21 protein-coding genes are annotated in these 21502 nt (G+C 53.1%); 14 read left to right on the forward strand and 7 right to left on the reverse strand.

The window, feature by feature from the left end; genetic code table 11:
• Positions 1-20 precede the first annotated feature (20 nt).
• Positions 21-1055: a glycosyltransferase gene (locus ACOSDM_RS11310; RefSeq protein WP_420724637.1), complete on the reverse strand. Its 1035-nt coding sequence runs from the start codon at positions 1053-1055 to the stop codon at positions 21-23.
• Between the two features lie 10 nt (positions 1056-1065).
• On the reverse strand, positions 1066-2475 hold the full coding sequence (locus ACOSDM_RS11315; RefSeq protein WP_420724638.1) for an O-antigen ligase family protein: 1410 nt from the start codon (positions 2473-2475) through the stop codon (positions 1066-1068).
• A gap of 199 nt (positions 2476-2674) precedes the next feature.
• On the opposite strand from ACOSDM_RS11315, the gene ACOSDM_RS11320 reads away from it, so the two are divergent.
• Complete coding sequence (locus tag ACOSDM_RS11320; protein ID WP_420724639.1) at positions 2675-3463, forward strand: glycosyltransferase family 2 protein; 789 nt, start codon at positions 2675-2677, stop codon at positions 3461-3463.
• Between the two features lie 8 nt (positions 3464-3471).
• Here ACOSDM_RS11320 and ACOSDM_RS11325 read toward each other — a convergent pair whose 3' ends face one another.
• Entirely contained in the window at positions 3472-4509 is a 1038-nt protein-coding gene (locus tag ACOSDM_RS11325) for a glycosyltransferase family 9 protein (protein WP_420724640.1), read from the reverse strand.
• Positions 4510-4554: 45 nt separating this feature from the next.
• Here ACOSDM_RS11325 and ACOSDM_RS11330 point away from each other — a divergent pair, with 45 nt between their 5' ends.
• A complete protein-coding gene (locus ACOSDM_RS11330) occupies positions 4555-5433 on the forward strand; it encodes a YgfZ/GcvT domain-containing protein (RefSeq protein WP_420724641.1) in 879 nt (292 codons plus the stop codon).
• Here the strand turns inward: ACOSDM_RS11330 and mdh are convergent.
• Positions 5430-6389: a malate dehydrogenase gene (gene mdh / locus ACOSDM_RS11335; RefSeq protein ID WP_420724642.1), complete on the reverse strand. Its 960-nt coding sequence runs from the start codon at positions 6387-6389 to the stop codon at positions 5430-5432. The genes ACOSDM_RS11330 and mdh overlap by 4 nt on opposite strands.
• 319 nt (positions 6390-6708) lie before the next feature.
• Here mdh and ACOSDM_RS11340 point away from each other — a divergent pair, with 319 nt between their 5' ends.
• From ACOSDM_RS11340 to ACOSDM_RS11385, 10 genes are all read left to right on the forward strand, one after another.
• Positions 6709-8052: a hypothetical protein gene (locus ACOSDM_RS11340; RefSeq protein ID WP_420724643.1), complete on the forward strand. Its 1344-nt coding sequence runs from the start codon at positions 6709-6711 to the stop codon at positions 8050-8052.
• The gene (locus ACOSDM_RS11345; RefSeq protein WP_420724644.1) at positions 8049-8864 is read left to right on the forward strand and encodes a hypothetical protein; all 816 of its coding nucleotides are present in this window, start codon (positions 8049-8051) and stop codon (positions 8862-8864) included. Before ACOSDM_RS11340 ends, ACOSDM_RS11345 begins: the two co-directional genes overlap by 4 nt.
• A 14-nt stretch (positions 8865-8878) precedes the next feature.
• The gene (locus ACOSDM_RS11350; protein WP_420724645.1) at positions 8879-9607 is read left to right on the forward strand and encodes a hypothetical protein; all 729 of its coding nucleotides are present in this window, start codon (positions 8879-8881) and stop codon (positions 9605-9607) included.
• Positions 9608-9618: 11 nt separating this feature from the next.
• Entirely contained in the window at positions 9619-10626 is a 1008-nt protein-coding gene (locus ACOSDM_RS11355; protein WP_420724646.1) for a hypothetical protein, read from the forward strand.
• A 9-nt stretch (positions 10627-10635) separates the two neighbouring features.
• Positions 10636-11493 carry a hypothetical protein gene (locus ACOSDM_RS11360; RefSeq protein WP_420724647.1) on the forward strand — a complete coding sequence of 286 codons (858 nt, stop codon included), beginning with the start codon at positions 10636-10638 and terminating at the stop codon, positions 11491-11493.
• A 123-nt stretch (positions 11494-11616) separates the two neighbouring features.
• A complete protein-coding gene (locus tag ACOSDM_RS11365; protein ID WP_420724648.1) occupies positions 11617-12204 on the forward strand; it encodes a YqaA family protein in 588 nt (195 codons plus the stop codon).
• Positions 12201-12734, forward strand: coding sequence for a disulfide bond formation protein B (locus ACOSDM_RS11370; protein WP_420724649.1), 534 nt, complete (start codon positions 12201-12203; stop codon positions 12732-12734). The genes ACOSDM_RS11365 and ACOSDM_RS11370 overlap by 4 nt, the downstream gene beginning before the upstream one ends.
• Positions 12713-13279, forward strand: coding sequence for a demethoxyubiquinone hydroxylase family protein (locus ACOSDM_RS11375; RefSeq protein ID WP_420724650.1), 567 nt, complete (start codon positions 12713-12715; stop codon positions 13277-13279). The genes ACOSDM_RS11370 and ACOSDM_RS11375 overlap by 22 nt, the downstream gene beginning before the upstream one ends.
• 257 nt (positions 13280-13536) lie before the next feature.
• Positions 13537-16314 carry an HD domain-containing phosphohydrolase gene (locus tag ACOSDM_RS11380; RefSeq protein ID WP_420724651.1) on the forward strand — a complete coding sequence of 926 codons (2778 nt, stop codon included), beginning with the start codon at positions 13537-13539 and terminating at the stop codon, positions 16312-16314.
• A 49-nt stretch (positions 16315-16363) separates the two neighbouring features.
• On the forward strand, positions 16364-17869 hold the full coding sequence (locus ACOSDM_RS11385; protein ID WP_420724652.1) for a class I adenylate-forming enzyme family protein: 1506 nt from the start codon (positions 16364-16366) through the stop codon (positions 17867-17869).
• Between the two features lie 19 nt (positions 17870-17888).
• Here the strand turns inward: ACOSDM_RS11385 and ACOSDM_RS11390 are convergent, their stop codons facing one another.
• Both ACOSDM_RS11390 and ACOSDM_RS11395 read right to left on the reverse strand, forming a co-directional pair.
• The gene (locus ACOSDM_RS11390) at positions 17889-18023 is read right to left on the reverse strand and encodes a hypothetical protein (protein ID WP_420724653.1); all 135 of its coding nucleotides are present in this window, start codon (positions 18021-18023) and stop codon (positions 17889-17891) included.
• Between the two features lie 226 nt (positions 18024-18249).
• The gene (locus tag ACOSDM_RS11395; RefSeq protein WP_420724654.1) at positions 18250-18501 is read right to left on the reverse strand and encodes a hypothetical protein; all 252 of its coding nucleotides are present in this window, start codon (positions 18499-18501) and stop codon (positions 18250-18252) included.
• 155 nt (positions 18502-18656) lie between these two features.
• On the opposite strand from ACOSDM_RS11395, the gene ACOSDM_RS11400 reads away from it, so the two are divergent.
• Complete coding sequence (locus ACOSDM_RS11400; protein ID WP_420724655.1) at positions 18657-19337, forward strand: DUF4823 domain-containing protein; 681 nt, start codon at positions 18657-18659, stop codon at positions 19335-19337.
• Positions 19338-19436: 99 nt separating this feature from the next.
• Positions 19437-20642 (forward strand): hypothetical protein, encoded by a 1206-nt coding sequence (locus tag ACOSDM_RS11405; RefSeq protein ID WP_420724656.1) that lies wholly within the window; start codon positions 19437-19439, stop codon positions 20640-20642.
• On the opposite strand, the gene ACOSDM_RS11410 is transcribed toward ACOSDM_RS11405, so the two are convergent.
• On the reverse strand, positions 20626-21318 hold the full coding sequence (locus ACOSDM_RS11410) for an FkbM family methyltransferase (protein ID WP_420724657.1): 693 nt from the start codon (positions 21316-21318) through the stop codon (positions 20626-20628). The two genes, ACOSDM_RS11405 and ACOSDM_RS11410, sit on opposite strands and share 17 nt — an antisense overlap.
• Positions 21319-21502 lie beyond the last annotated feature (184 nt).

A 21502-nucleotide genomic window follows, 5' to 3' on the forward strand; every position in this document is an offset into this window, starting at 1 on the left:
TCCAGGGATCGCCATTCCGTTCACGAGGATTGGCGGATCTTTTCAAAAAATTCCTGATAGGCGGCGACAACCGGGCCTTCAGAGTACTTGTCAGTGAATTCCGCATGCGCATGCCCGACAAGTTCCTGACCAAGGCTGCGATCGTCCAACAGTCGCGCAATGGTGCGCGACAGTTCTTTAGCATTGTCGACAGGTGCCAACAGGCCGGTCTTGCCGTCTTCTATCAACTGACTGGGCCCTTGGGACGCTGCGGCAACGACCGGCACACCCTGTGCCCAGGCTTCCAGAACGATATTGCCCAAGGGCTCATGCCGCGACGAACAGAAGAAAATATCTGCCGCAGAAAGCAAGGCTGGTGTGTCTTCTCGCCAGCCCAGGAAACGCACCCGATTGCTGATGCCCAATTGCGCCGCCTGCTGCTTCAAGGCCTGCTCTTCCTTGCCATCGCCTGCGATCCATAGATACGCCTTTGGCAATTGCGCCAATGTTTCCAACGCCGTATCGAACCCTTTGTTGGGATGCAATCGCCCCAGGCACAACAGCAGCGGCGCGCCCTGGGGCGTATCGAATTCTGCGCGATCAACAGGTGGCATACGGCGATCATCGACAAAGTTGGGCAGGTACCACGCCCGCTCCTCTGGCCAGCCCTCCCGGATCAGATAGTCCCTGATATCATGGGTGTTGGCGACCAGATGATCACAGCGCTTATAGTTCTTCAGCTTGTAATAGCCGCCCAATCGACCGACCACCGTCCAATCCCCTTTTGGGGCAATCTTGGCAGCGCGATTCATCCAAACCAGCACTACATCCGGATTGAAGCTTTTCGCCAGGCGCTTAACGCTGCCCTTGGTAATCATGTCGAATTTCCCGGAAAAGGCCAGCTCCGTAACCGGGACGCCTGCCTCTATCAGGGTCTTGCGACGACCATCATGATGCCGAATGGCCGCTTGTTGCGGTGTCCCTGCGCGCGCCAGGGCACAGACCAACCGAATGAAAAAGGCCTCAGCCCCACCGGTTTGCGCCCCGGCCATCACTTGCAGAACGGATACAGACACTTGCTACTCTTTACCTCCGCTTGTCGGGATCCGAGGGATCGACATCAATTTGCCATTCCTCCTCATCCTCCGACGTCTCAGTGCTTGAATGCGACTCTTCCAATGCGTGGGATCTCTGTCGGGACAAATCGGGATCCCGCTCGTCACGATCATCCTCATCATAGTCGTCGTCGTCTTCAGGTTCGTATTCGTCGTCGCCCGGATCATCATCCTCATAAAGATCATTGTCGAAATGATAGAGGGTCGGATCATTCCTGGCGTTGTCAAAAATGGACCCCAAAGATGCCCCTTTCGACTCAATGGGACGACATCCCGCCACAGCAAGGCCGGACAGGACGAACGCTGCCAAGACCCAACCCTGCCAAAACCCAAGGCCGGAAACAGCTATTGCCAGACCGGTTCCAATAACTGCAGCAGCAGCCGGCAGCCGCCATCCCTCCCGCGGGCCTTGAACACAGCGCAAAATCAGAAAGCAAACGCCCAGAATAGCCAGCATCAGGCCGACTATGCCTGTCCCCAACATCAGTTCCAGAAAAGCACTGGTCTGCACCGACGCGGTTGAAAAGGACTGTGCCCCATCCGCCGAGACAATTCCGGCGCCCCAGCCAAGCAAGGGCGATTCAGCCCAGGATGCCAGGCCGGCGCGCCACGCATCCACCTTGTTGGTGAGATAGGGAAAATTCGTGCCATTCTCCAGGATCCAGCCGTTCATGCGGTCCCCGTACAGCGTGACGGCAACGGCTGGACCAAAGCTCCACGCCAACAGGGCCAATAACAGCATCAGACGTGTCAGAACAATGGAGATAAAACACAACAAGAAACACACCAGACCAACAACCGACACAATCCGGGCTATCGGGCCGGCCGCGATCAACAGCACAGCAAGACAGATCACCAGCCACAGTGCCGCTTCTTTCCATCCATAGGCGCGCTGCACCAATGCTGCGACAGGCCACATAAAAATGCTCAGGAGGACATAGAGAATACTGAATTGGGGCCCATTGATTCGCAGAATACCACGCAAAGCACCATCGGATGCGGCTTCGAAAACCATAATCGCAACAATCGCAAAGGCACCATACAATGTGGGAACGACCACCGCCGAATCCGATGTCAGATGACCGGCCAGAAAAATCGCAGGCACGCCCAATAAAACCGCCCCGCATAGCACAATCACGATTGGCGTTGTGATGTCCGGCTGGGCAGACCAGAAAATACTGGCTGCCCCCCACAGCGCCAGGGCCAATGTGAGCCAGCCCACGGTTCCCATCGCCCTGGGCAAGGTCAACAGATGCGTATAGCCGCGAAAAATCGTAACAATACAGGCGCAAATCATAACCAGGATGACGCCATATCCTGCCCATCCTGGTGCCAGAACCAACCCGATCCAGGCCGCAACCAGCGCTGCGGCAAGAAACATGCGGCCATCCATGAATTGATCTGGGGGGCGAAGACTGCTTGGCTCTGTCATCAGCACGCGGACACTGGATCATCCGATTTTAAGGAGCGTCTGGGTCAGCCAGACGCGCGGGTTTCAGCGGGAGACTACAGATGCTCGTTTCCAGAGGCAAATTAATCCTTCCTTTTCGGGGTTGGAAATCTCGGATATACGCAAGGTTATGAGCGAAAACAGCACCACCAAGCGCAAGACACTCTCCTGCCTTATCGTCGCCCGGAATGAACAGGCGATGTTGCCGGACTGTTTGAAATCATTACGTTTTGCAGATCAGATCGTTGTTGTCCTGGACCGCACGACCGATGAAAGCAAAGCGATCGCACACCAGGCCGGGGCCTTGATCATCGAAGGCAGTTGGCCGTCCGAAGGGGAACGGCGCAATACCGGTATCCAGGCCTGCACCAGCGACTGGATTCTGGAAGTGGACGCGGATGAACGCGCAACCGAGTCGGTGGCCCAGGAAGTGACAGATCTGATCCAGAGCAGCCCCGATGGATTATACCTGATCCCCATCCGTAACATGATTGGCGACCGCGAGGTTCGATATGGCTGGGGAGCCTATAATGGCGCGGCCTCTGCACCCCGTCTGTTTTCCAAGGGGGCCAAGGTCTGGGGCCCAGAGCGAGTGCATCCGTCCCTGCAAACCGGGACGCGGTTGGGATCGCTGCGCCATGGCCTGATCCATCTGGTGGATAAGGATCTGGCCGATATGTTCGACCGGATGAACCGCTACACGACCCTGATGGCCCAGGATGCGGTGGATAAGAACACCGTCCCGTCCCTCAGTTCCGCGCTGCGCCGAGTTCTGACGCGCGGCTGGAAATCCTATATTGCTCGCAAGGGATATCGCGAAGGGATCTATGGCCTTGCCCTGGCCTTTTTTGCGGCGGGCTATAGCCTGCAAATTCATTTAAAGGCGCGTGAGATCCTGGAACGCCAGAATCGCCAATAACCGCACCGTTATCCCAGCAGATCGGTGGCGCCAGCGATAACCTGATCGGTGGACAGACTTCCCATCAAACTGCCAACTGTATGCCGGTCGTAGCCTGAAAAGCCAATAAGTTCCGCCATGGTTTCCGGCGTTCGCAGAAAAGCAGCGCGCGGGCCGCGGGGCGCATACAGGGCCTCTTGCGACGGTCCAAACAGCCCCAAAGTCGGGGTGCCAACCGCGGCGGACATATGCATCAGCCCGGAATCATTACCAACATAAAGGGCCATTCGCGACATTGCCGCCGCAGCGGTCAGCAGGTCCACTGTTCCAACCAGATCAATGCGCCTGTCTTCCGGAACGGATTGCAGGACCGGCATTGCCTGTTGCCGCTCCCCCGGCCCACCGAAGACCGCCACTTTCGCCCTGGGCAACGGACCAGAAGGGCCGGTCAAAGCGTCAATCAAGGATACGAATCTGTCGGCTGGCCATATCTTTCCCTGCCAGTTGGCAGTCGGGCCTATTGCCAGTACTTTCCCATTTCCTGATCCAATCTTTGCCGCAGCCCGCTCTTCATGGTCAGGCGACCACCACATTTTTGGCAAGGGTGGATTATCTGCGCGCCCAACCATGCTGCCCAGAACATCGACGCGATGAATCGGCTGCACAGGCTTTGGCACGCGCAATTTTTCTTCCGCCCGCAATGCATTTAAAATGGCGGATCGGCGCAGGTCTACGGCAACATCCCATTTTCGCAGACCAACCGCCCGCCACAGACGCCACCAATGGCCATGAAACCGGGCTTTGTTCAGGACAATCAAACGTTCCAGCCCCGGCACGGCCTCAAACAAAGGCGCAGAGGCCGGGCCCGCCGCAATAGTCACGCGGATGCCTGGATCCCGATCGATCAAATGCGACAACAGACCGGTCGATAAAACCGCATCCCCAATTCGATTGGAGGTTATGAAAAGAAGGCGCATAGAGCTGTAACAGGCCTTTCCAGTGTCTGGATCCGGTGTCGGGAGGACCCTATACCCGCCTTGTCCCCGCTTGCCAACAGAACCGGTCATGCTTACCTGTGTAAAATAGCCGTTTCGCGTCAAGGAGAATGCGTCATGACAAATTTTGCCGAACTGACGGGCCGGGGTGTCATCACATTGTCCGGGACCGACAGGATCGCGTTCTTGCAAGGGCTGGTGTCCAACGATGTTGCCAAGCTGGACTCCGGGCGCGCCCTATGGTCGGCCTTGCTGACGGCGCAGGGAAAATTTCGCCATGACTTTTTCCTGATCGCCGATGGTGACAGGATCCTGATCGACTGTGAAGGCGGTGACCGTCTGATGGATTTGGGGCAGACGTTGCGACGCTATGTCCTTCGGGCCGATGCCAAATTGGGCGTAGAGCCAGCGCTGCACTGCTTTGCGATCTGGGGGGACGGATCAGACGCCCTATCACCGGATGGAACGGCAGAACCCGTTGCCGGGGGCATTTTGTTTGCGGACCCCCGCCTGCCCGCCATGGGATACAGATTGATCGCCCCGGCAGATATGGCGCGCCCGTGGTTGTTGCAGCACGGCGCGACAGAGCGCAGTCGCACGGATTGGGACGCGCACCGCATCCCACTGGGCATTCCTGACGGGGCACGGGATATTCAGCCCGATAAGGCAATCCTGTTGGAGCATGGATTTGATGAACTGAACGGCCTGGACTGGAAAAAAGGCTGTTACATGGGCCAGGAACTGACGGCCCGAACGAAGTATCGCGGCCTGACCAAAAAGCGTCTTTTGCCTGTCCGACTGTCAGGCGGCATACCCGAGGAAGGCAGTCAGGTCCTGACGCCAGAAGGAAAGGATGCAGGGACACTGTTCAGCATTGCGGGCGATTGGGGATTGGCCCTTCTGCGCCTGGATGCGGTCAGAAAAAAGGCGGCGCTGACTTCCGGCAGCACCGCCCTTCATCCACAGATTCCAGACTGGATAACCCTGTCTGATTAACTGGCCTTCAGCACGTCTTCCAAGGCTGCATTCAATTCTTTAACCGCATTGACGGAATGGTCGAACATGGCGCGTTCGTCCTTGTCCATGTTGATTTCGACAACACGTTCCACGCCATTTTCACCGATCACGACCGGCACGCCGACATACAAGCCATCCAGGCCATAAACGCCATCACAATAGGCGGCGCAGGGCAGAACCCGCTTCTTATCCAGCAGATAGCTTTCCGCCATGGAAATTGCGGAAGACGCCGGTGCATAAAAGGCCGAACCGGTTTTCAGCAGGGCAACAATTTCGCCGCCGCCGCCACGGGTCCGCTTGACGATGGCATCGATCTTTTCCTGGGTTGACCAACCCATTTCGATCAGGTCCGGCACGGGAATGCCTGCAACCGTTGAATATCGAATCAGCGGCACCATTGTGTCGCCATGACCGCCCAGAACGAAGGCGGTGACGTCTTCCACAGACACATCAAATTCTTCAGCCAGGAAACAACGGAACCGCGCGCTGTCCAGCACGCCCGCCATACCAACGACCTTGTTCTCCGGCAGACCGCTTTCACGCTGCAGCAGGCCGACCATGACGTCCAGCGGATTGGTGATGCAGATAACAAAGGCGTCCGGGCAATGGGTTTTAATGCCCTCACCCACCGATTTCATGACCTTCGCATTGATGCCGATCAGATCGTCGCGGCTCATGCCAGGTTTGCGCGCAACACCGGCGGTAACGATAACCACATCAGACCCTTTCAGATCCGCATAGTCATTGGTACCTGACATTTTTGCATCAAACCCTTCAACCGGGGCAGCCTGCGCGATATCCAACGCCTTGCCCTGCGGCATGCCGTCGACAATGTCGAAGACGACGACGTCACCCAGTTGCTTCAGACCAGCCAAAAGCGCCAGCGTCCCACCAATATTCCCAGCGCCAACCAGCGCAATCTTGTTCCGTGCCATTATTTTACAGCCCTTTCGTTGCGACCCATGCCGCACTGCGTTTCATACTTGCAGTGTCCGCATGGTGTCATTTTTGGACGAAAAAATACTGCCTTGTTCCCTATCCGACACGGCAAGTCCGCGCAAGGCACAGCACAAGAAAAACCACACCCGACCGATCAATCCACCCAAAGGGACCCTAAAAGTTGATCATATGGCTATCTTAAATAGCAATATTTAATTTCATGTACTTATGAATGATTTTTTAATTGATTGTAAAATTTATCCTTCATATCGTCACGATTGAATAGTTCGCTAAATCGCTTTGGGGGGGTCCCAGATGGATAGATTCATAGCGGCTGAAACTCTGGCCTATTACCAGAATTTCAGCAGCAGAGACGCGCGCCTTGATCGGCAACGGGGGGCTGAAGACGGCTACCGGGAATTGCCAGCGGTAGAGGATACCGATTTCTCGCCGCATGAGGCATATCGCATTGCTGAAGCCCGGACTGCCTTGAACGAATACATCCGACGCATGCGCACCGAAATCGACAAAATCGATCTGCGCATCCGCGAATTCGTTTCGTTGCGCGATGATGATTACAGTTCACGGAAAAGCTCGCTGTATGTGGAAAAGCAATCCCGCCTGCAACGGGTGAATGATTTGGTTGGCAAGGGATCGCATCGCTATACGGAGTTGGTGCGGCAACGGGACGAGGCGAACCGAACTTATCGGGAGCGGGAACATGAATTTGGGCGCGCGCCCAGTTTGCGCATGCACGAGCCCATCATCGATCGCCCTTGGTTTTCATGGCTGTCTATCTACATTCTGGTATTGCTGTTTCTGGCGCTTCTGGAAGTGCCAGTCAATCAATTGGCGGTTCAGTTGTCCTTCGAATTTTCCGCCTGGATATCTTACATCATCGCCTTCCTGATCGGTGTCACCTTTATCCTGCAGGCCCATTTCCTTGGGGTGCAAATGCTGCGGTTTATCGCTGTATCTGGCTGGCGGAAGTTGTGGCATTTGGTCCTTATCCTGCTAACCCTGCTGCTGATGGCCACGATGATTCTGGTATTGTTCCAAATGCGCGGGGAAGTCACAGCAACGGTTGCCGCGCAATCTGCAATCATTCAGGTCCCAGGGGCAACACCCCCGCCCGAAATCGCCCAGGTGGGTGCAAGCAACTTCTTCTCAAACCTATTTGGAAATCTGTCCAACGCCCTGTTTGGCGACCCGACAGAAAGCAACTTTGCCCAGGTGGGTCTGCTGCTCTTGAACGGATTGGTTTTGTTAATCGGAACAGTTTTGTCCTGCCTGCGCCACGACAGAGAACCAGAGTTGGAACAAGCCTATTTGAAAAAGCGCCAGACGGAACGTGCCGTTGATTACTATATGCGCGATTTCAACCGCGATGCGTCCGACATAGAAAACGAGATGTCCAAACGGATATCGTCTGCAGAACGCCTGGCCGATCAGATCGATCAGGATATTCAGAAACTCGAAGAAGAGCGGATGCAGCTGAAGCGCCAGATCGAAAACGATATCCGCACCGTCCTTAACATCTTGTCCCAACAGTTGACCGCCTATCAGGAGAGCAATGCCCAATCGCGCAAATCACAGCGGCCCGTCTATTTTGGTAATTTCGGATTGAGACTTCTGGGCGAGGAGGTATTGGTCGAATGACAATGTTACGCTCGTCCTTATTGGGCTTTCTGGCCCTTCTGGCTGGCATCAGCACCCCTGACACCGCACAGGCACAGGCGTTTTCCACCTATTGCGGTCCTGCCAGCCCGCCATCCCACACCCTGATGCTGATCGATCAAACCGAAAACTTTGACACCATTGATATGACGCGCTTTGCTGAAGGGTTTAACCGCATATTCCAGGAGTTGATTCCAGGCAACCAACTGGATATTTATCTGATCGCCGGTCAGCCTGGCGCTTTAACGCGTGCCTTTTCATCCTGCATTCCGGGCTGCCCCGACGAGATCGAATCCGGCAATTCCAACTGGCAACATATCTGTTCGAATGTTCTGATTCAGCGCGACAAACGCCTGTTTGTCGCCGCGTTTACAAAATTTATGAACGACCTGAACGCGGCGTCGGCGGTTTCTGATGCCACCCATCTGATCAACACTCTTGAGAATCTGGCCTATCAATATTCCGACAGCTCTATTAGCGACTTCTATATTTTCTCGGACATGCTGGAATATTCGCCGCTGAATTACAAAATCAACGCGTTTGATTTCACCGCGCGGCAAGCGCTGGAGCGCAAAGCACGGGGGGTTATTCCCGAAAATCACTTTCTGGCAAATGCGACTGTTACTGCCTTTGGTTTTGGCAAACGGTTGGGACAGCAGAGTCTGATCGAAGAAAAAGGATATGCCGCGGCCTTGCTGCCGTCCGGCACGGCGACCCAGTTTCGCGCCTTCTGGACCGATTTCTTCAAGACAACCATGCCAACAAAGGCATTCCGACTTTCCCTGGAATATTAAGAAGGGCAAACACAATGACGACCAAAGATCCAAATTTGTGCTTCGTGCTGGAACCCACACCGGTGAAACAGCGCGATGATGCGCATCCAGATGCCCTGACCCACGGAGACCTGAATACGATCTTCAATCAGATCATAGAGCCATCCATCACCGGGCGGGGCTTCAGGATTGTACGATCCTCACATATCACGCGGTCAGGCTATATGACGCGCGAACACAAGGATCATACGACAAAGGCTGCCCTGGTGATCGCCAATATCACCACCGCCGACCCGATTGTCATGTTCTGCCTGGCCCTGCGCTACAGCATGACAACCGCGAAGCCGAATCATTCCGTTATCGGTCTGCTGGATCGGGAACAGTTCAACATCTTTGACCTGCCCAGTGTCATCGTTGGGCCCATTCCCTATGGCCTGACCCCAGAACCCCATCTGGATGCCACGGCCAGCCAAGAGACCGATGTCGCCGACGCCATTCAAAGCGCGCGCAATGACCTGATCCATTCCGTCGGGCAGTTTATCGATTGGAGCAAGCCTGCGGGTGATCCCATCGGCCAGGACAGCGCCTATACCGCCGCGCATACCAAAGCCGAAAACACCGCAAAATACCCAGAAAGCGACAACTCTGACGATACCGACGCCTTCGACCGCTTCCTGAAAGCCCGCATCCGCGCCCTTCTGAATGAAGACAATACCGACTATGCCGCGCGAAAATTGCAACAACGCCTTTTCGATCATCGTTGAGGGGTGCAACAATGGCACAACAACGCGAAAAATATTTTGTAGGAGCGTCTTTCTCAATAGCGACGATGATAATACTCCTCATCCTCGTCACCCTGGCAAATCTGAATTTCGCCTCTGAAAAGGGTCAAGAGTTATCAGCACTAAATGCACTTACCCAACATAAGCCACTTGTCGGCGCAGGTCTTATTCTTCTGGTTCAAGTCATTTTTGCTGGTTGCATTTGGCCGCGCAAAGGCAGTTCCCCCGACGAAGCTGCAGAGAGAATTAGCATCCATTATTACCTGGGTTTTGTTTCCACATTGATTGCAATTGCGGTATCAATGTATTTCAGTACGTTACCAATTTCACCAGAATCCGCAGCAAAACAGTCAACAGAGACCGCTGCTATTAACTCTACAAGTGCATCCGATGCGGATTCACAATCCACATCGGGAAATTCAAACGTCGAAAGCCCCCGACCAGAAACAGCACCATTCAATGGACCGATTACCAAAAACCAGAGTCAGGAACAGATAAAGCAGTTTCTGGTTAACGTTTCAACAAATGCTGCAGCAGCTGTGTCATCAACAGTTATAGGGTTCATAATTCACATTGTTGCCAAGGGACACTATTCAGTCGTCAGGTCACGACCTGAACTGAATGCTCATTTTCGCTCCGGAAATAATTCAAACAGTCGCAGTGAACATGAGAGTTCTTCGAAACTATCAGAGAGCGAGCCGCCCCGTCAAAAACCTGAAGCGGGGTTCAACGACGGAAATTCTGAACCAGTCGCGGGGCATAGATACTGCGGCTTGATTGATGCTCAATCCTGTTGGTTGAACTTAGTTAAGTTCCTACAGAAACTACCACAAAGGCCCCAGGATACGGTGTATGGTATCGACGGTCACCCTGGGCGAACGGATGGATATTATCCAATCTATCAGACCGCTACATCCACGCGTCCCCCCTGTGGCGAAGATGAGATTTCGCGAGATACGCGAAATGCCATTCGACGTTACTCAAATGGTAGTAAAGTCTAGGACGCTCCAATGGCCCAATCAGAACAACAAGACATGATGCCAACAACGATGTCTGAACTGGCATTCATTTTTGTTTTTGTTTTTGCAATGTTCGCAGCGGTCGGGAACGCTCAAGATACGGAACCCCCAGTTTCAGCAGATGCAAGATTGGTTGAATTTGAAACCAGTGGCCGTGTAAGTTGTATCTATGTCCCGTACGTGTCTTTTCGACACCAAACCGGTCAAATGGTTTCCTATATTCCAGAAACAGGGCAGTTGAATGTTGCTATCAGTGCAACTGATAATACACCAGCAGCACGCTCTTTCCTGCAGTTTTATTGGCGGCAACATGAGGATGAAACACAAACGCTAGATAAAACCTGGGACAGCAAGAACATCTACGTAAGATACAATCTTGATGGACCTGATTCCACGACTCAACCAGGAAAACCGTACCTGTATCTTAATGAAAAAGGTAGAACCGCTGTGTTCTATGCTATCAACTTCTTAAATCGCGTTATTTCTAGAAATTTCAGCACACACAAAAGGAACAATGCAAAAATAATTACAGATATACCAGAATTCACCTCTAAGAATTTTCTTATATTTCATAATCATGATGAATTTTCTATTCTCTTGTCTTCTTTAATAACTTTGAATGATATTTTAGAAAAAGAGTATAATTGCCGTTTATTTTATGATCTATTTAATGTACCTGAGAGAAAAAATCCTGATATCTACACATTGTTTTCAGGCATGATATCAAACGAGCTTTCGTCCTATGAAGTAGCATTTAAGAACTTTTTTTTGGATGAGGCTCATAAGCCAAACCACGGATTGGTAAACTCATACGAGAAATTCCCAAATTACATTGATACAACTGAATGAGAATTGTTGCGTTGTTTGCTCATTCCAGAGTTCTTTTTTGCCTGTGACGGGGTGACTGCTGGACGTCTTTGGAATGATCGTCTAATCAAGACGCTCAATCTTTGATACCGTTGTGGACCCCCCATGCTCTTGCTGCATCGCCTGTATGATTGGACGCTGTCTCTTGCCGCGCATCGACATGCGGTTTGGTGGTTGGCGGTGGTCTCATTTATCGAAAGCTCGGTCTTTCCGATCCCGCCCGATGTGCTGTTGATCCCCATGATCCTGGCGCGCCCGCATTTGGCGTTTCGGTTTGCATTGATTTGTACCATTGCCTCTGTGCTGGGGGGGATGGCCGGGTATGGGATCGGGCATTTCCTGTTCGAATCCATCGGGCGGCCGCTGGTCGCCCTGTATGGCGCGACAGAGGCGCTGCAGGGCATTCAGGGGGACTTTGCAGAAAACGGCTGGTGGATCGTCCTGGGCGGCGGTATGACCCCGTTTCCGTATAAGGTCGTCACCATCGCGTCTGGCGCATTGGGGCTGGATCCGTTGGCCTTTATGGCGTCTTCTATCGTGGGACGCGGGGCGCGGTTCTTCCTGGTCGCAGCCCTGTTATGGAAATTTGGGGCCCCCATCCGCGACTTTATCGAAACCCGACTGGGCTGGGTTGTCGCAGGGGCATTTGTACTCTTGATCGGCGGCTTCCTTGTGATCAAAGTGATCTTATGACAACGCTTCTGACCCGACTGCTGCCGCCGCAGCGTATCCCGTTCGCCCTTGCCGTGTGTTCGGCACTGGTGCTGATAACGGTCAATATTTTCGAATATGGATTTGGCTATCTGCCCTGCCATTTGTGCCTGTATCAGCGATTGCCTTGGTGGATCGCATTGGGGTTGTCATGTGTCGGTATCATGCTGTTGAAACGCAGAGGCGTTCTGTCGCTGTTGATTTCGATCCTGGCACTGGTTGCAATTTTAGTCGGTGCGGGATTGGGCGCCTATCACGCCGGTGTTGAATATCAGTTCTGGCCCGGACCATCTGGTTGCACGGGCGCACAGGCCTTATCCACCGGGCTGGCCGGAGCCATTCAGAATATTCAATCCGGCCCGCCGGCCCCGTCTTGTGGCGATCCCGCATGGACCTTGTTTGGCATTTCCATGGCGGGGTATAATTTTCTACTGTCGCTGTTCGTCGTCCTGGTGGGCGGTCTGGCGATTTGGAAAGGATTGAAACGCCCATGGCCCTTGAAAAACCCATGACCCGTGGCCCGAAATATCTACCCGGTGACAGCCGCAAGCGCGACGATGTGCATTCCATGTTGCGCGTAAATCTGGCAGGTGAATTTGGCGCCAAACGGATTTACGAGGGTCAGTTATCGGTTCTGGGAAAGGGCCCCAAGGGGGACATCCTGCGTCATATGGCAGACCAGGAAGCCCATCACCTGGAAACCTTTGAAACAATGGTAGCACAGCGTCGCGTGCGCCCAACGGCCCTGCGCCCCGTTTGGCATGTTGCGGGCTATGCCCTGGGGGCAGGCACCGCCCTGTTGGGGGAAAAGGCCGCTATGGCCTGCACAGTCGCCGTTGAAGAAGTCATTGATGCCCACTATCAGGAACAGCTATCAACATTAGGTCAGGACGAGCCGGACCTGAGCGCAAAAATTGAAGAGTTTCGTCTGGAAGAACTGGAACACAGGGACATTGGGTTGGACCATGGCGCGGCCCAGGCCCCGGCCTATTCTATTCTGACCGGTCTGATACAACGTGGCTCCCGCCTTGCAATCTGGTTGAGTGAGAGATTTTAACGCAGGTTGCACTTTACAATACATGTTTTTGAATTTGGTATGATAGCATACTTAAAATTCTTTGCATGCGGGGCAGAATGCAAACAAAAATCCGACTTTCAAACCTTAGATTCTCGCTACAGGTTCACCTAAGTACGATTTTTCTATTTGTTGTTATCTCCGTATGTTTGTTGATTGGCGCTATTTCCTACAATTACGCACTGAAGCTTACCGACACTTCGACAAACTCGCTGTTGGATCAGGTGAACCGTGTCTCTGTGGCAGAGACACGCGCGCTGTTTCTTCCTGCAGAAAGTGTTGCCAATCTTCTTTCATCCAACGGCAATCTTGGCACAACAGCGCTGAAGAACCGGATGCAAAGCATTCCCGCTCTTTTGCGGGGCTTGAACAGGTCGGAAAACATAACCGCTGTCTTTGTGGGTAATCAGCAGGGTGACTTCATGTTGGTCAGAAGATTACCTGCTGATCCAAATCTGGCTGCTCGGTTTAACGCGCCAGAGGGTACGGCCTATATCGTCCAGGTGTTGGAGCGCAACAAACAACAGGTTGCCCGCGGATACTATATTTATGTGAATGCCGCGATGCAGACCCTTCGTTTCCAGCCACGGGAAGATTACACGACCTATGACCCCCGAACCCGTCCCTGGTATCAATCCGCCACACAAAGCGACGAGACGATTTCCACGCCCCCCTATGTTTTCTTCACCACACAGGAAATAGGGATGACCGTTGCCCGCAAGGGATCATCAGAGTCACCGGAAGAGCAGTTCGTGATTGGTGTTGATATCACGCTTGGAACGCTGGGCAATGCGATGGAACAAAACCGTGTGACTCCCCGCACGGAAAGCATTCTCATGACCACCGATGGACTGATCGTTGCGCATCCCGACCCTGCTAGTGTCACGCGAATGGGGGAGGATGGAAAACTCAGGCAAACCAGCCTGTCTGATGTTGGAAGCCCTGTCTTGTCTCTGGGATTTGAACGGTTCCGCAACGGCGGCAACAGCCGCCTCCAACTGACTCAGAATGGATCTGTATGGGATGTATCCTATTCATCGGTGCCCATTCTGGGCGACCAGTCCCTGATCCTGGCCCTGGCAATTCCGCGCGCGGAAATGATGGGGGGACTGACAGCGGTTATGCAGGAAGGGATGATTTGGGCGCTGGGTCTGATGCTGGCGTCCATACTGCTGGTGCTGTGGGTCAGTCGCATGATCACGAACCCGCTGCGGGCCTTGCAACAACAGGCCGACGATGTAAGCCGGTTTGATTTTACACATCAGGAGTCACCGACAACGCGAATTTCAGATATCCAGAATTTATCCAATGCAATCTTTATGATGAAAGAAACCATCCGGCGGTTCCTGGATATCTCGCAAGCTGTCGCGGCAGAGGAAGACTTTGATGCGTTGATGAGGCGGTTGCTGGACGAAATTATTGGTGTAACGAAAACCGAGGCGGGCATTCTGTACCTGACCGATAAGGACGGCACCCGACTGGTCCCCCATGCGGGGCGGTTGGATGCCAATCGGCCTTTGGACTATCCCCTTTCCGATGTCTTGTTATCGCGCAAAAAGACCCTGCTGGCACGCAGCATCGTTGACGAAAATGCGGAAGGGACCCCCGCAACCGCCACCGAACTGGAAATGCTGGGCCTGGGCGGCATTGCAAAAGCGATGGATGCGGCACCAAAGAACCTGATCGCTGCCCCCCTGTTCAACCGCCAGAAAGAACTGGTTGGGGTCCTGTTGCTGCTGGAAACCGATACGACGATGGATCAAACCTTAATCCGGTTTACCGAAGCCCTGTCAGGTTCTGCTGCGATTTCCCTTGAAGCGCGACAATTGATTGTTGCCCAGAAAGAATTGTTTGAAAGCTTCATTCAGATGATCGCAGGCGCAATTGACGCGAAAAGTCCCTATACGGGGGGCCATTGTGCACGGGTTCCAGAACTGACTAAAATGCTGGCCTCTGCGGCGCATTCAGCCACCAGCGGCACTTTTGCCGACTTCACGCTTTCCAACGAAGATTGGGAGGCCATTCACGTCGCCGCCTGGCTGCATGATTGTGGAAAAGTAACAACGCCTGAATTCGTCGTCGACAAAGCGACAAAGCTGGAAACCATCTATGATCGAATTCACGAAATCCGCATGCGTGTAGAGGTCATGAAACGTGAAGCCGAAATCGGCTATCTGCGCGATGTTTTGCGCGATGGCGATGCCCCCGAACGCAAAGCCGCCTTTCAGGCCGACCTGGACCAATTGGATGACGACTTTGCCTTCCTTGCGAAATGCAACCAGGGGGGTGAATTTACAACAGATGCAGATATTCAACGCATAAAGGAAATTGCGGCAAAGACCTGGACCCGAACCATCAGCGATCGAATGGGGGTCTCGCATGAAGAACTCAGCCGTTTGGAAAACCGTGAAGAGCGTCCCGTGCCTGTTGAAGAACCTCTTCTCGCGGACCGGATTGAACATCAAATCAAACGCCCCGCCTCAGAACGGTTTGATGCCGACAACCCCTGGGGCTTTAAAATGGACGTGCCAGAACTTCTGTACAATCGTGGTGAAATTCACAATCTGACCGTTCGTCGGGGCACGTTGACCGAGGAAGATCGTTACAAGATCAATGAGCATATCGTCCAAACCATCAAAATGCTGGAGCGTCTGCCCTTCCCGAAACATCTCAGCACGGTGCCGGAGCTGGCCGGGGGCCATCATGAGAAAATGGACGGGACGGGATATCCCAAACGATTGAGCAAGGAGGATATGTCTCCTGTCGCCCGTATGATGGCAATCGCCGATATCTTTGAAGCCCTCACGGCCGTTGACCGCCCCTATAAGAAAGGAAAAACCCTGTCGGAAGCGCTGAAGATCATGGGATTCATGGCTAAGGAATCCCATGTGGATCCAGAGCTATTCAACCTTTTCCTGACAGAAAGAATTTATGAAGCCTATGCGAATAAATTCTTACAACCAGAACAGATTGATGCCGTCGATCCTGACGATTTTCGCATTGTAACACCGTCCTGATGATCGGTACTGCCATCCCCTTACGCGCGTCTACTCAAGACTCCGCTTGATGATAGATACCCCATCAATGGGCGGGAAACATCCTCAACCATCGCTGACCAGAACCCTGACAGCGCTTGCAGGCCATGCACGAATGCGCCCGGATGCTGCTGCCATTCTGGATAACAGTATCTCCATATCCTACCAGACCCTTTGGCAGGATATCTGCCGCACAATTTCAATGCTGGAACCAATTGTGCCAGAACCGGAGTCCCTGGCGGCGGTGGAATGGACATCCCCTTATCGACACGTTGTGCTGTTGCTGGCGCTTGAGCATTTTGGAGTGGTGACGGCCACATATCGCGCACAGGAAATTGGTGATGAGTATCAACGCCTGTTCAGCCATTCGGACCTGATCGCGGCGGCGACAATCAGGCCGCATAGGACCTGTCTGACGATCCTGTGCGATGACCTGTGGTGGGAAAAGACATTATCCAAACCAGTCAATACAGTCGCATTGCGGGACAGCAAGCCGGCAAAGAATCATCGCATCGCTTGCAGTTCTGGCACGACCGGGGCACCGAAATTCATGATGCGCACAAGCGCCCAATCAGAATTCCGCTTCAGTCAAAATCAAAAGCGCCTTGTATTGACGCAGAACTCACGCCTGGTTTTGCCTGCCACTTTCGCCTTCCAAGCCAACTATTTATCTTTCATCTCCTGCATGCGCGTCGGGGGGCTGTGTATTTTCGCAGGGGATGCGCCTCTTTTCCAAACCCTGAAAGAGCAAAGCGCAACACATAGTATTGTTATCCCTATGGAATTCATTGCGCTGAAAAGTATGAACCACCGCAATGCATTGCCACCCGGCCTGAAAATACTGATTGTTGGCGGCAGCTTAACCCCGGCGGACAGGGCTGCCTGGCGCGAGGTCTGTCCCACAGGCACATTGATTGAGCTTTATGGGACCAATGAAAGCGGCACGATTGCAGAAATACAGTCCGATACGCGCGGTAAAATCATCCCGGAACTGGAGGTTCAGGTCGTTGACGACAACGACATCCCACTTCCGTATGGGAAAGAAGGGACAATCAGACTGCGCGGGGAACCCTGCGCAACCCATTATCTGTTTGAAGAACACCCCAGGCCAGAGCGATTTCGCGAGGGCTGGTTCTATCCAGGGGATAAGGCGATCCTGGAAGATGCAAACCATTTGCAATTACTGGGGCGTGATGACGACCTGCTGAACGTCCGTGGCTACAAGATCCCGGCCGCAGCCATCGAAGAGATCGTGAAAGGATTTCCCGAGGTGATAGACTGCTGTGCAACGACCATTCAAGACCCGCTGGATGATGGGGCAATCTGGTTGGGCGTTCGGTTTTCCCCAAATGCCGACTTTTCCGATATTCAGCAAAAACTGAAATCACATTTGCCGATTAAAGCTGACATACATCTCTATACTGTCGATACGATACCGCGTGGCCCGTCTGGAAAGATCCAACGCCACACAGTCGCCACCAGGTTGCGCCACCACATTCATTCAGCCGCACAGAAGAAAACCCAGAGCACGATCTGATCCGTGCCAGACGTCGTGTTTACTTGGCCTTCTTGCTGGTCGCCCCCAAAACAGGCTTTCCTGCATTCGAATTGGCTGTTGCCAGAACCTTCGGCTGTTCTTTCTTGGGCTTCTTCGTTTCCTTGTTGCCGCGTTGATTATTGCCCTTACCCATTTGATGATATCCTTACGGTGTGGCGAGGCTTGCACGAAATGTGCTGCATCCCGCAGGTCGCATCGACGCGCGCAACTTCCGGCCGGATCATACACAAGACCCGCACCGCTCAGGCGCACTGCTATACGACAAATCGGGTGTTCCCTGGACCATATTCGGTCCAGAGACACCTTTCAGAAACTATAGGGGGATTGATGCAAACCGAAAAGCTGATTTACAGGCCGCGTCATCGACTGGCTAAGAATTGTGTGATCAAACGACGCCAATCTGGATGGGGGCTGTGATAAGTGACCACCATGTCTGTGCCTTTACGCCGCAGCACATGCCCCGTTGCTTGAACTTTTTTCATGCCTTTGCGCACGGGTATCAATAAATCAAAATACAGACCCTGTCCGGCGACAACCCATCCAGGGGCATGACGGACCTGAATTCCAGTGGCGGAAATATCGACCACATCCAATTCTCGACCATCCATCAAAAAGCGAATTTTCTTTGAGTTAAATCGTGGATCCCGTCGAAAATCCGACCCCGTATCTGCGTTTCCTCGATTGCCTCCGAACATCCTGCACCCCAGCCCGCAATGTCCAACAGCAAAAGTGTGCCCGGAGTAGATTTTCAAGACAAGCGTTCAACATGGTTAACGCTGCACAAATAGTAGGCACTGCGCCAACTGCGATTTCAAATTACCAATACGGACCAGCTTGCGTCAGCATCATTCACGGCCTAACTCTTTTAAGAAGAACGATTTTATTCGTAACCACCCCTGCACGTGAGAAACGAGCTATGATGCGACGCTGGTTAAAAATATTTTTGCTTGTTGTGCCGTTGACTGGGTGCAGCGCACAACAGAATATTCAGGAAGACGCCGAGACGGTGGTGATTCTACCCGCCAACCAAAAAACAGCCTATGTCACGACACCTGTCGACGGTCGGGATGGAGCAAAAATCTATTTCCGCTCGGGCGTTTTAACCGCGATGATCGTGGCAGACGCATTCGCCCCCTACTTCATCAATTTGACGCTTGGCTCCAGTCAGGAAACCCGGGATGAGGCCTTGACTTCCGCCCGATCCCAGCAGGCAGACTATCTGATAGAACCAAAAATATTGCGGTGGCGTGATGTTGACACTGCGTGGACAGGGGCCGTGGATCAGGCCACCGTCACGGTGTCGATCATTGAAACCAATTCGGGTACAATGATCAAATCAGGCACCATCGACGCAAAAGGAAGTTTCATGGGAATTGCCGCGGGTCACCCCGAAGACTTCCTGGAAAAGCCCATTCGTCAATATGCCGAGTCCCTTTTCAGCCAGTAGTGACCGGAATTTTCCAGCTTTCCCGTTGGATAAATTTGCCAAGAACAACTTCCGTTTCTATTGTATCCACACGAATGAATATATGGGGTGCACAAGGGTATGCGGGGGGCCATATCAAGAATTGCAACAGGCTGCTTTGGCCTGTCGACCCCTGTTACTGGCATTCTTCTCTGTCTGGTGCTGACATTCGCTACCTTATCTCTGCTTAAGCCAAAATATGCCTGGGACTCTACCCATTACATAGGATGTATCCTTTCCGCCCTGCACGGCGGCACCTGGGACGAGAAGCGGGAGAGAACGTATTCCTATCTATCCCAGCATTATCCGGAAAATGTTTATAGGGACCTGACCACGGCGGGCCCAGGGATCAGCACGTATCGTGAATACATGAGCCAATCGGCGAAGGCTTTTGAGCTCACTCAGCCCGTTTACTGTTACAAGATAGGGTTCGTTTGGCCCGCCATTGCGCTGACATGGATGGGGGTTGATCCGCATTGGGCGCTCAGATTGCTCTCTGCACTTCCTGCTGCAGTCCTTTTTGGTATGACAGCGGTTTGGCTGTGTCGTCGGGTAGACGCCAGGATTGCCATTCCACTCAGCCTATTGGGCATGGGCTTTATGCTGTATCAAACCGCCCGGTACGAATATCCCGACAGCCTGACGGCGCTGGCCTTGGGCGCAGCGATGATTACCCATGCCAAAGCAATGCCGCGCGCAACCGGCTTGCTGCTGCTTGCCGCAATCACTGTGCGCGCCGATGCGATCATCTTTGTCGGCGCGTATCTGGGGGTCGCGACTTTTTTCTGTCAGGGACCCCGCCGAATGCCATTCTGGCAGGCGTCTGTGCCGTGGGGGATCGCTTCCCTGCTGCTGTATGCCGGAATCGTGGCGGTCATGAACCCTCCAGGATATAAGGCCGTTTTCAGCCACAGTCTTATTTCCCAGACGCCATATCTACAAATATCAGAACCAATCATAACCTTCGAAATTTACCTAAAAATACTCATCCGCCAATTGGGGTATTTAATGGTTGATGGCATTAAATTTGTGCTGATTGCGCCGCTGGTGCTGGTGGCTTACTGGATCAGTCGTCAGCACAGAAACCTTCAAATCTATGGAGAAATTGGGGCAGTTTCCGTTGCGATGGTCGCGCTGCATTTCATCATCTTCCCCTATTACGATCCGCGCTACTATACAGCACCCTATCTGATGATGGTTGTGGGCGGCGGCACGGTCTGGGCAACCCTGATCGCATGCAGGTTCACCAGTTTCCAGGTTTTGAAACCCTCTACCGGGGGCGCATGAAGACGACATCTATCTGTAGCTGTCGTTTCAGCTTTCGTGAGAAATAGGTTTCCCACATCATGTAAGGTTCAAATCCCCAGCGATGAAGATCCTGGAGGAACCCAAGATATGTCTCCTCCCCTTGATACAGTTCGAACAAGGACAATTCCAATTGAACGCCTTGCAGCTTCTTCAGGGCCTCAGAGGCTCCGTTTAAAACCTGACGTTCAAATCCTTGTGTATCGACTTTCAAAAACGCCCGATTGTCGGGGGTCACATACTGATCCCACAGACTATCCAGACGATAGACAGGGGTGGTGACCTTTTCCTGATTGGCGGTCCGTGGCAAGGCCTCCAGCAGCGCGGGATTGGCATCCAGGGCGGAGCTCATGCTGGTCTCTTGCGATACATTCAGGACGATTTCGCCATCCGTGTCGCCAATCGCCGTACGCGGTGCGACGGTCCATTTTGCGTCATTGGCCGCCGCTTCACTCAGCGTGCCATGCGCCTGTGGCCCCGGCTCAAAGGAAACGATTGCACCTGAATAGCCAACCCGGCGCAGACGCTGCCCGGTTTGTCCGACATTCGCCCCGACATCCAAAACAATATCGATGGAAAAATCATTCAGGATGGAAACAAGTTTGCCTTCAGGCGTTTTCTTGAACTTCCGTGCAGGATCAAACAATCGCGAAAACACACCCAAACCCTTATCTGTGTACCAATCGCCAAAGATACCAGATCACCACCAAGGCACAAGCAGGAGACGGGCTATTGGACGCCGCGCCGATAGCTTATTCTCGCTATTGCCTTGAGGGACTTTCAAAATAATTGACACGCACTGAATTTCCGCACTGGTTGTTTTTTATAATAATTTGTTAAGT

It is taken from the genome of Hwanghaeella sp. LZ110 (genome assembly GCF_048892525.1).
GTDB lineage: Bacteria > Pseudomonadota > Alphaproteobacteria > UBA8366 > Aestuariispiraceae > Pacificispira.

What these genes read in the sequence shown, in the direction of transcription:
- ACOSDM_RS11315 (WP_420724638.1), bottom strand. Translation starts at nt 2,475, where the DNA reads ATGTTTCTTGCCGCAGCGCTGGTTGCGGCCTGGATCGGGTTGGTTCTG.
- ACOSDM_RS11320 (WP_420724639.1), top strand. Translation starts at nt 2,675, where the DNA reads ATGAGCGAAAACAGCACCACCAAGCGCAAGACACTCTCCTGCCTTATC.
- ACOSDM_RS11325 (WP_420724640.1), bottom strand. Translation starts at nt 4,509, where the DNA reads ATGACCGGTTCTGTTGGCAAGCGGGGACAAGGCGGGTATAGGGTCCTC.
- ACOSDM_RS11330 (WP_420724641.1), top strand. Translation starts at nt 4,555, where the DNA reads ATGACAAATTTTGCCGAACTGACGGGCCGGGGTGTCATCACATTGTCC.
- mdh (WP_420724642.1), bottom strand. Translation starts at nt 6,389, where the DNA reads ATGGCACGGAACAAGATTGCGCTGGTTGGCGCTGGGAATATTGGTGGG.
- ACOSDM_RS11340 (WP_420724643.1), top strand. Translation starts at nt 6,709, where the DNA reads ATGGATAGATTCATAGCGGCTGAAACTCTGGCCTATTACCAGAATTTC.
- ACOSDM_RS11345 (WP_420724644.1), top strand. Translation starts at nt 8,049, where the DNA reads ATGACAATGTTACGCTCGTCCTTATTGGGCTTTCTGGCCCTTCTGGCT.
- ACOSDM_RS11350 (WP_420724645.1), top strand. Translation starts at nt 8,879, where the DNA reads ATGACGACCAAAGATCCAAATTTGTGCTTCGTGCTGGAACCCACACCG.
- ACOSDM_RS11355 (WP_420724646.1), top strand. Translation starts at nt 9,619, where the DNA reads ATGGCACAACAACGCGAAAAATATTTTGTAGGAGCGTCTTTCTCAATA.
- ACOSDM_RS11360 (WP_420724647.1), top strand. Translation starts at nt 10,636, where the DNA reads ATGGCCCAATCAGAACAACAAGACATGATGCCAACAACGATGTCTGAA.
- ACOSDM_RS11365 (WP_420724648.1), top strand. Translation starts at nt 11,617, where the DNA reads ATGCTCTTGCTGCATCGCCTGTATGATTGGACGCTGTCTCTTGCCGCG.
- ACOSDM_RS11370 (WP_420724649.1), top strand. Translation starts at nt 12,201, where the DNA reads ATGACAACGCTTCTGACCCGACTGCTGCCGCCGCAGCGTATCCCGTTC.
- ACOSDM_RS11375 (WP_420724650.1), top strand. Translation starts at nt 12,713, where the DNA reads ATGGCCCTTGAAAAACCCATGACCCGTGGCCCGAAATATCTACCCGGT.
- ACOSDM_RS11385 (WP_420724652.1), top strand. Translation starts at nt 16,364, where the DNA reads ATGATAGATACCCCATCAATGGGCGGGAAACATCCTCAACCATCGCTG.
- ACOSDM_RS11390 (WP_420724653.1), bottom strand. Translation starts at nt 18,023, where the DNA reads ATGGGTAAGGGCAATAATCAACGCGGCAACAAGGAAACGAAGAAGCCC.
- ACOSDM_RS11400 (WP_420724655.1), top strand. Translation starts at nt 18,657, where the DNA reads ATGGTTAACGCTGCACAAATAGTAGGCACTGCGCCAACTGCGATTTCA.
- ACOSDM_RS11405 (WP_420724656.1), top strand. Translation starts at nt 19,437, where the DNA reads ATGCGGGGGGCCATATCAAGAATTGCAACAGGCTGCTTTGGCCTGTCG.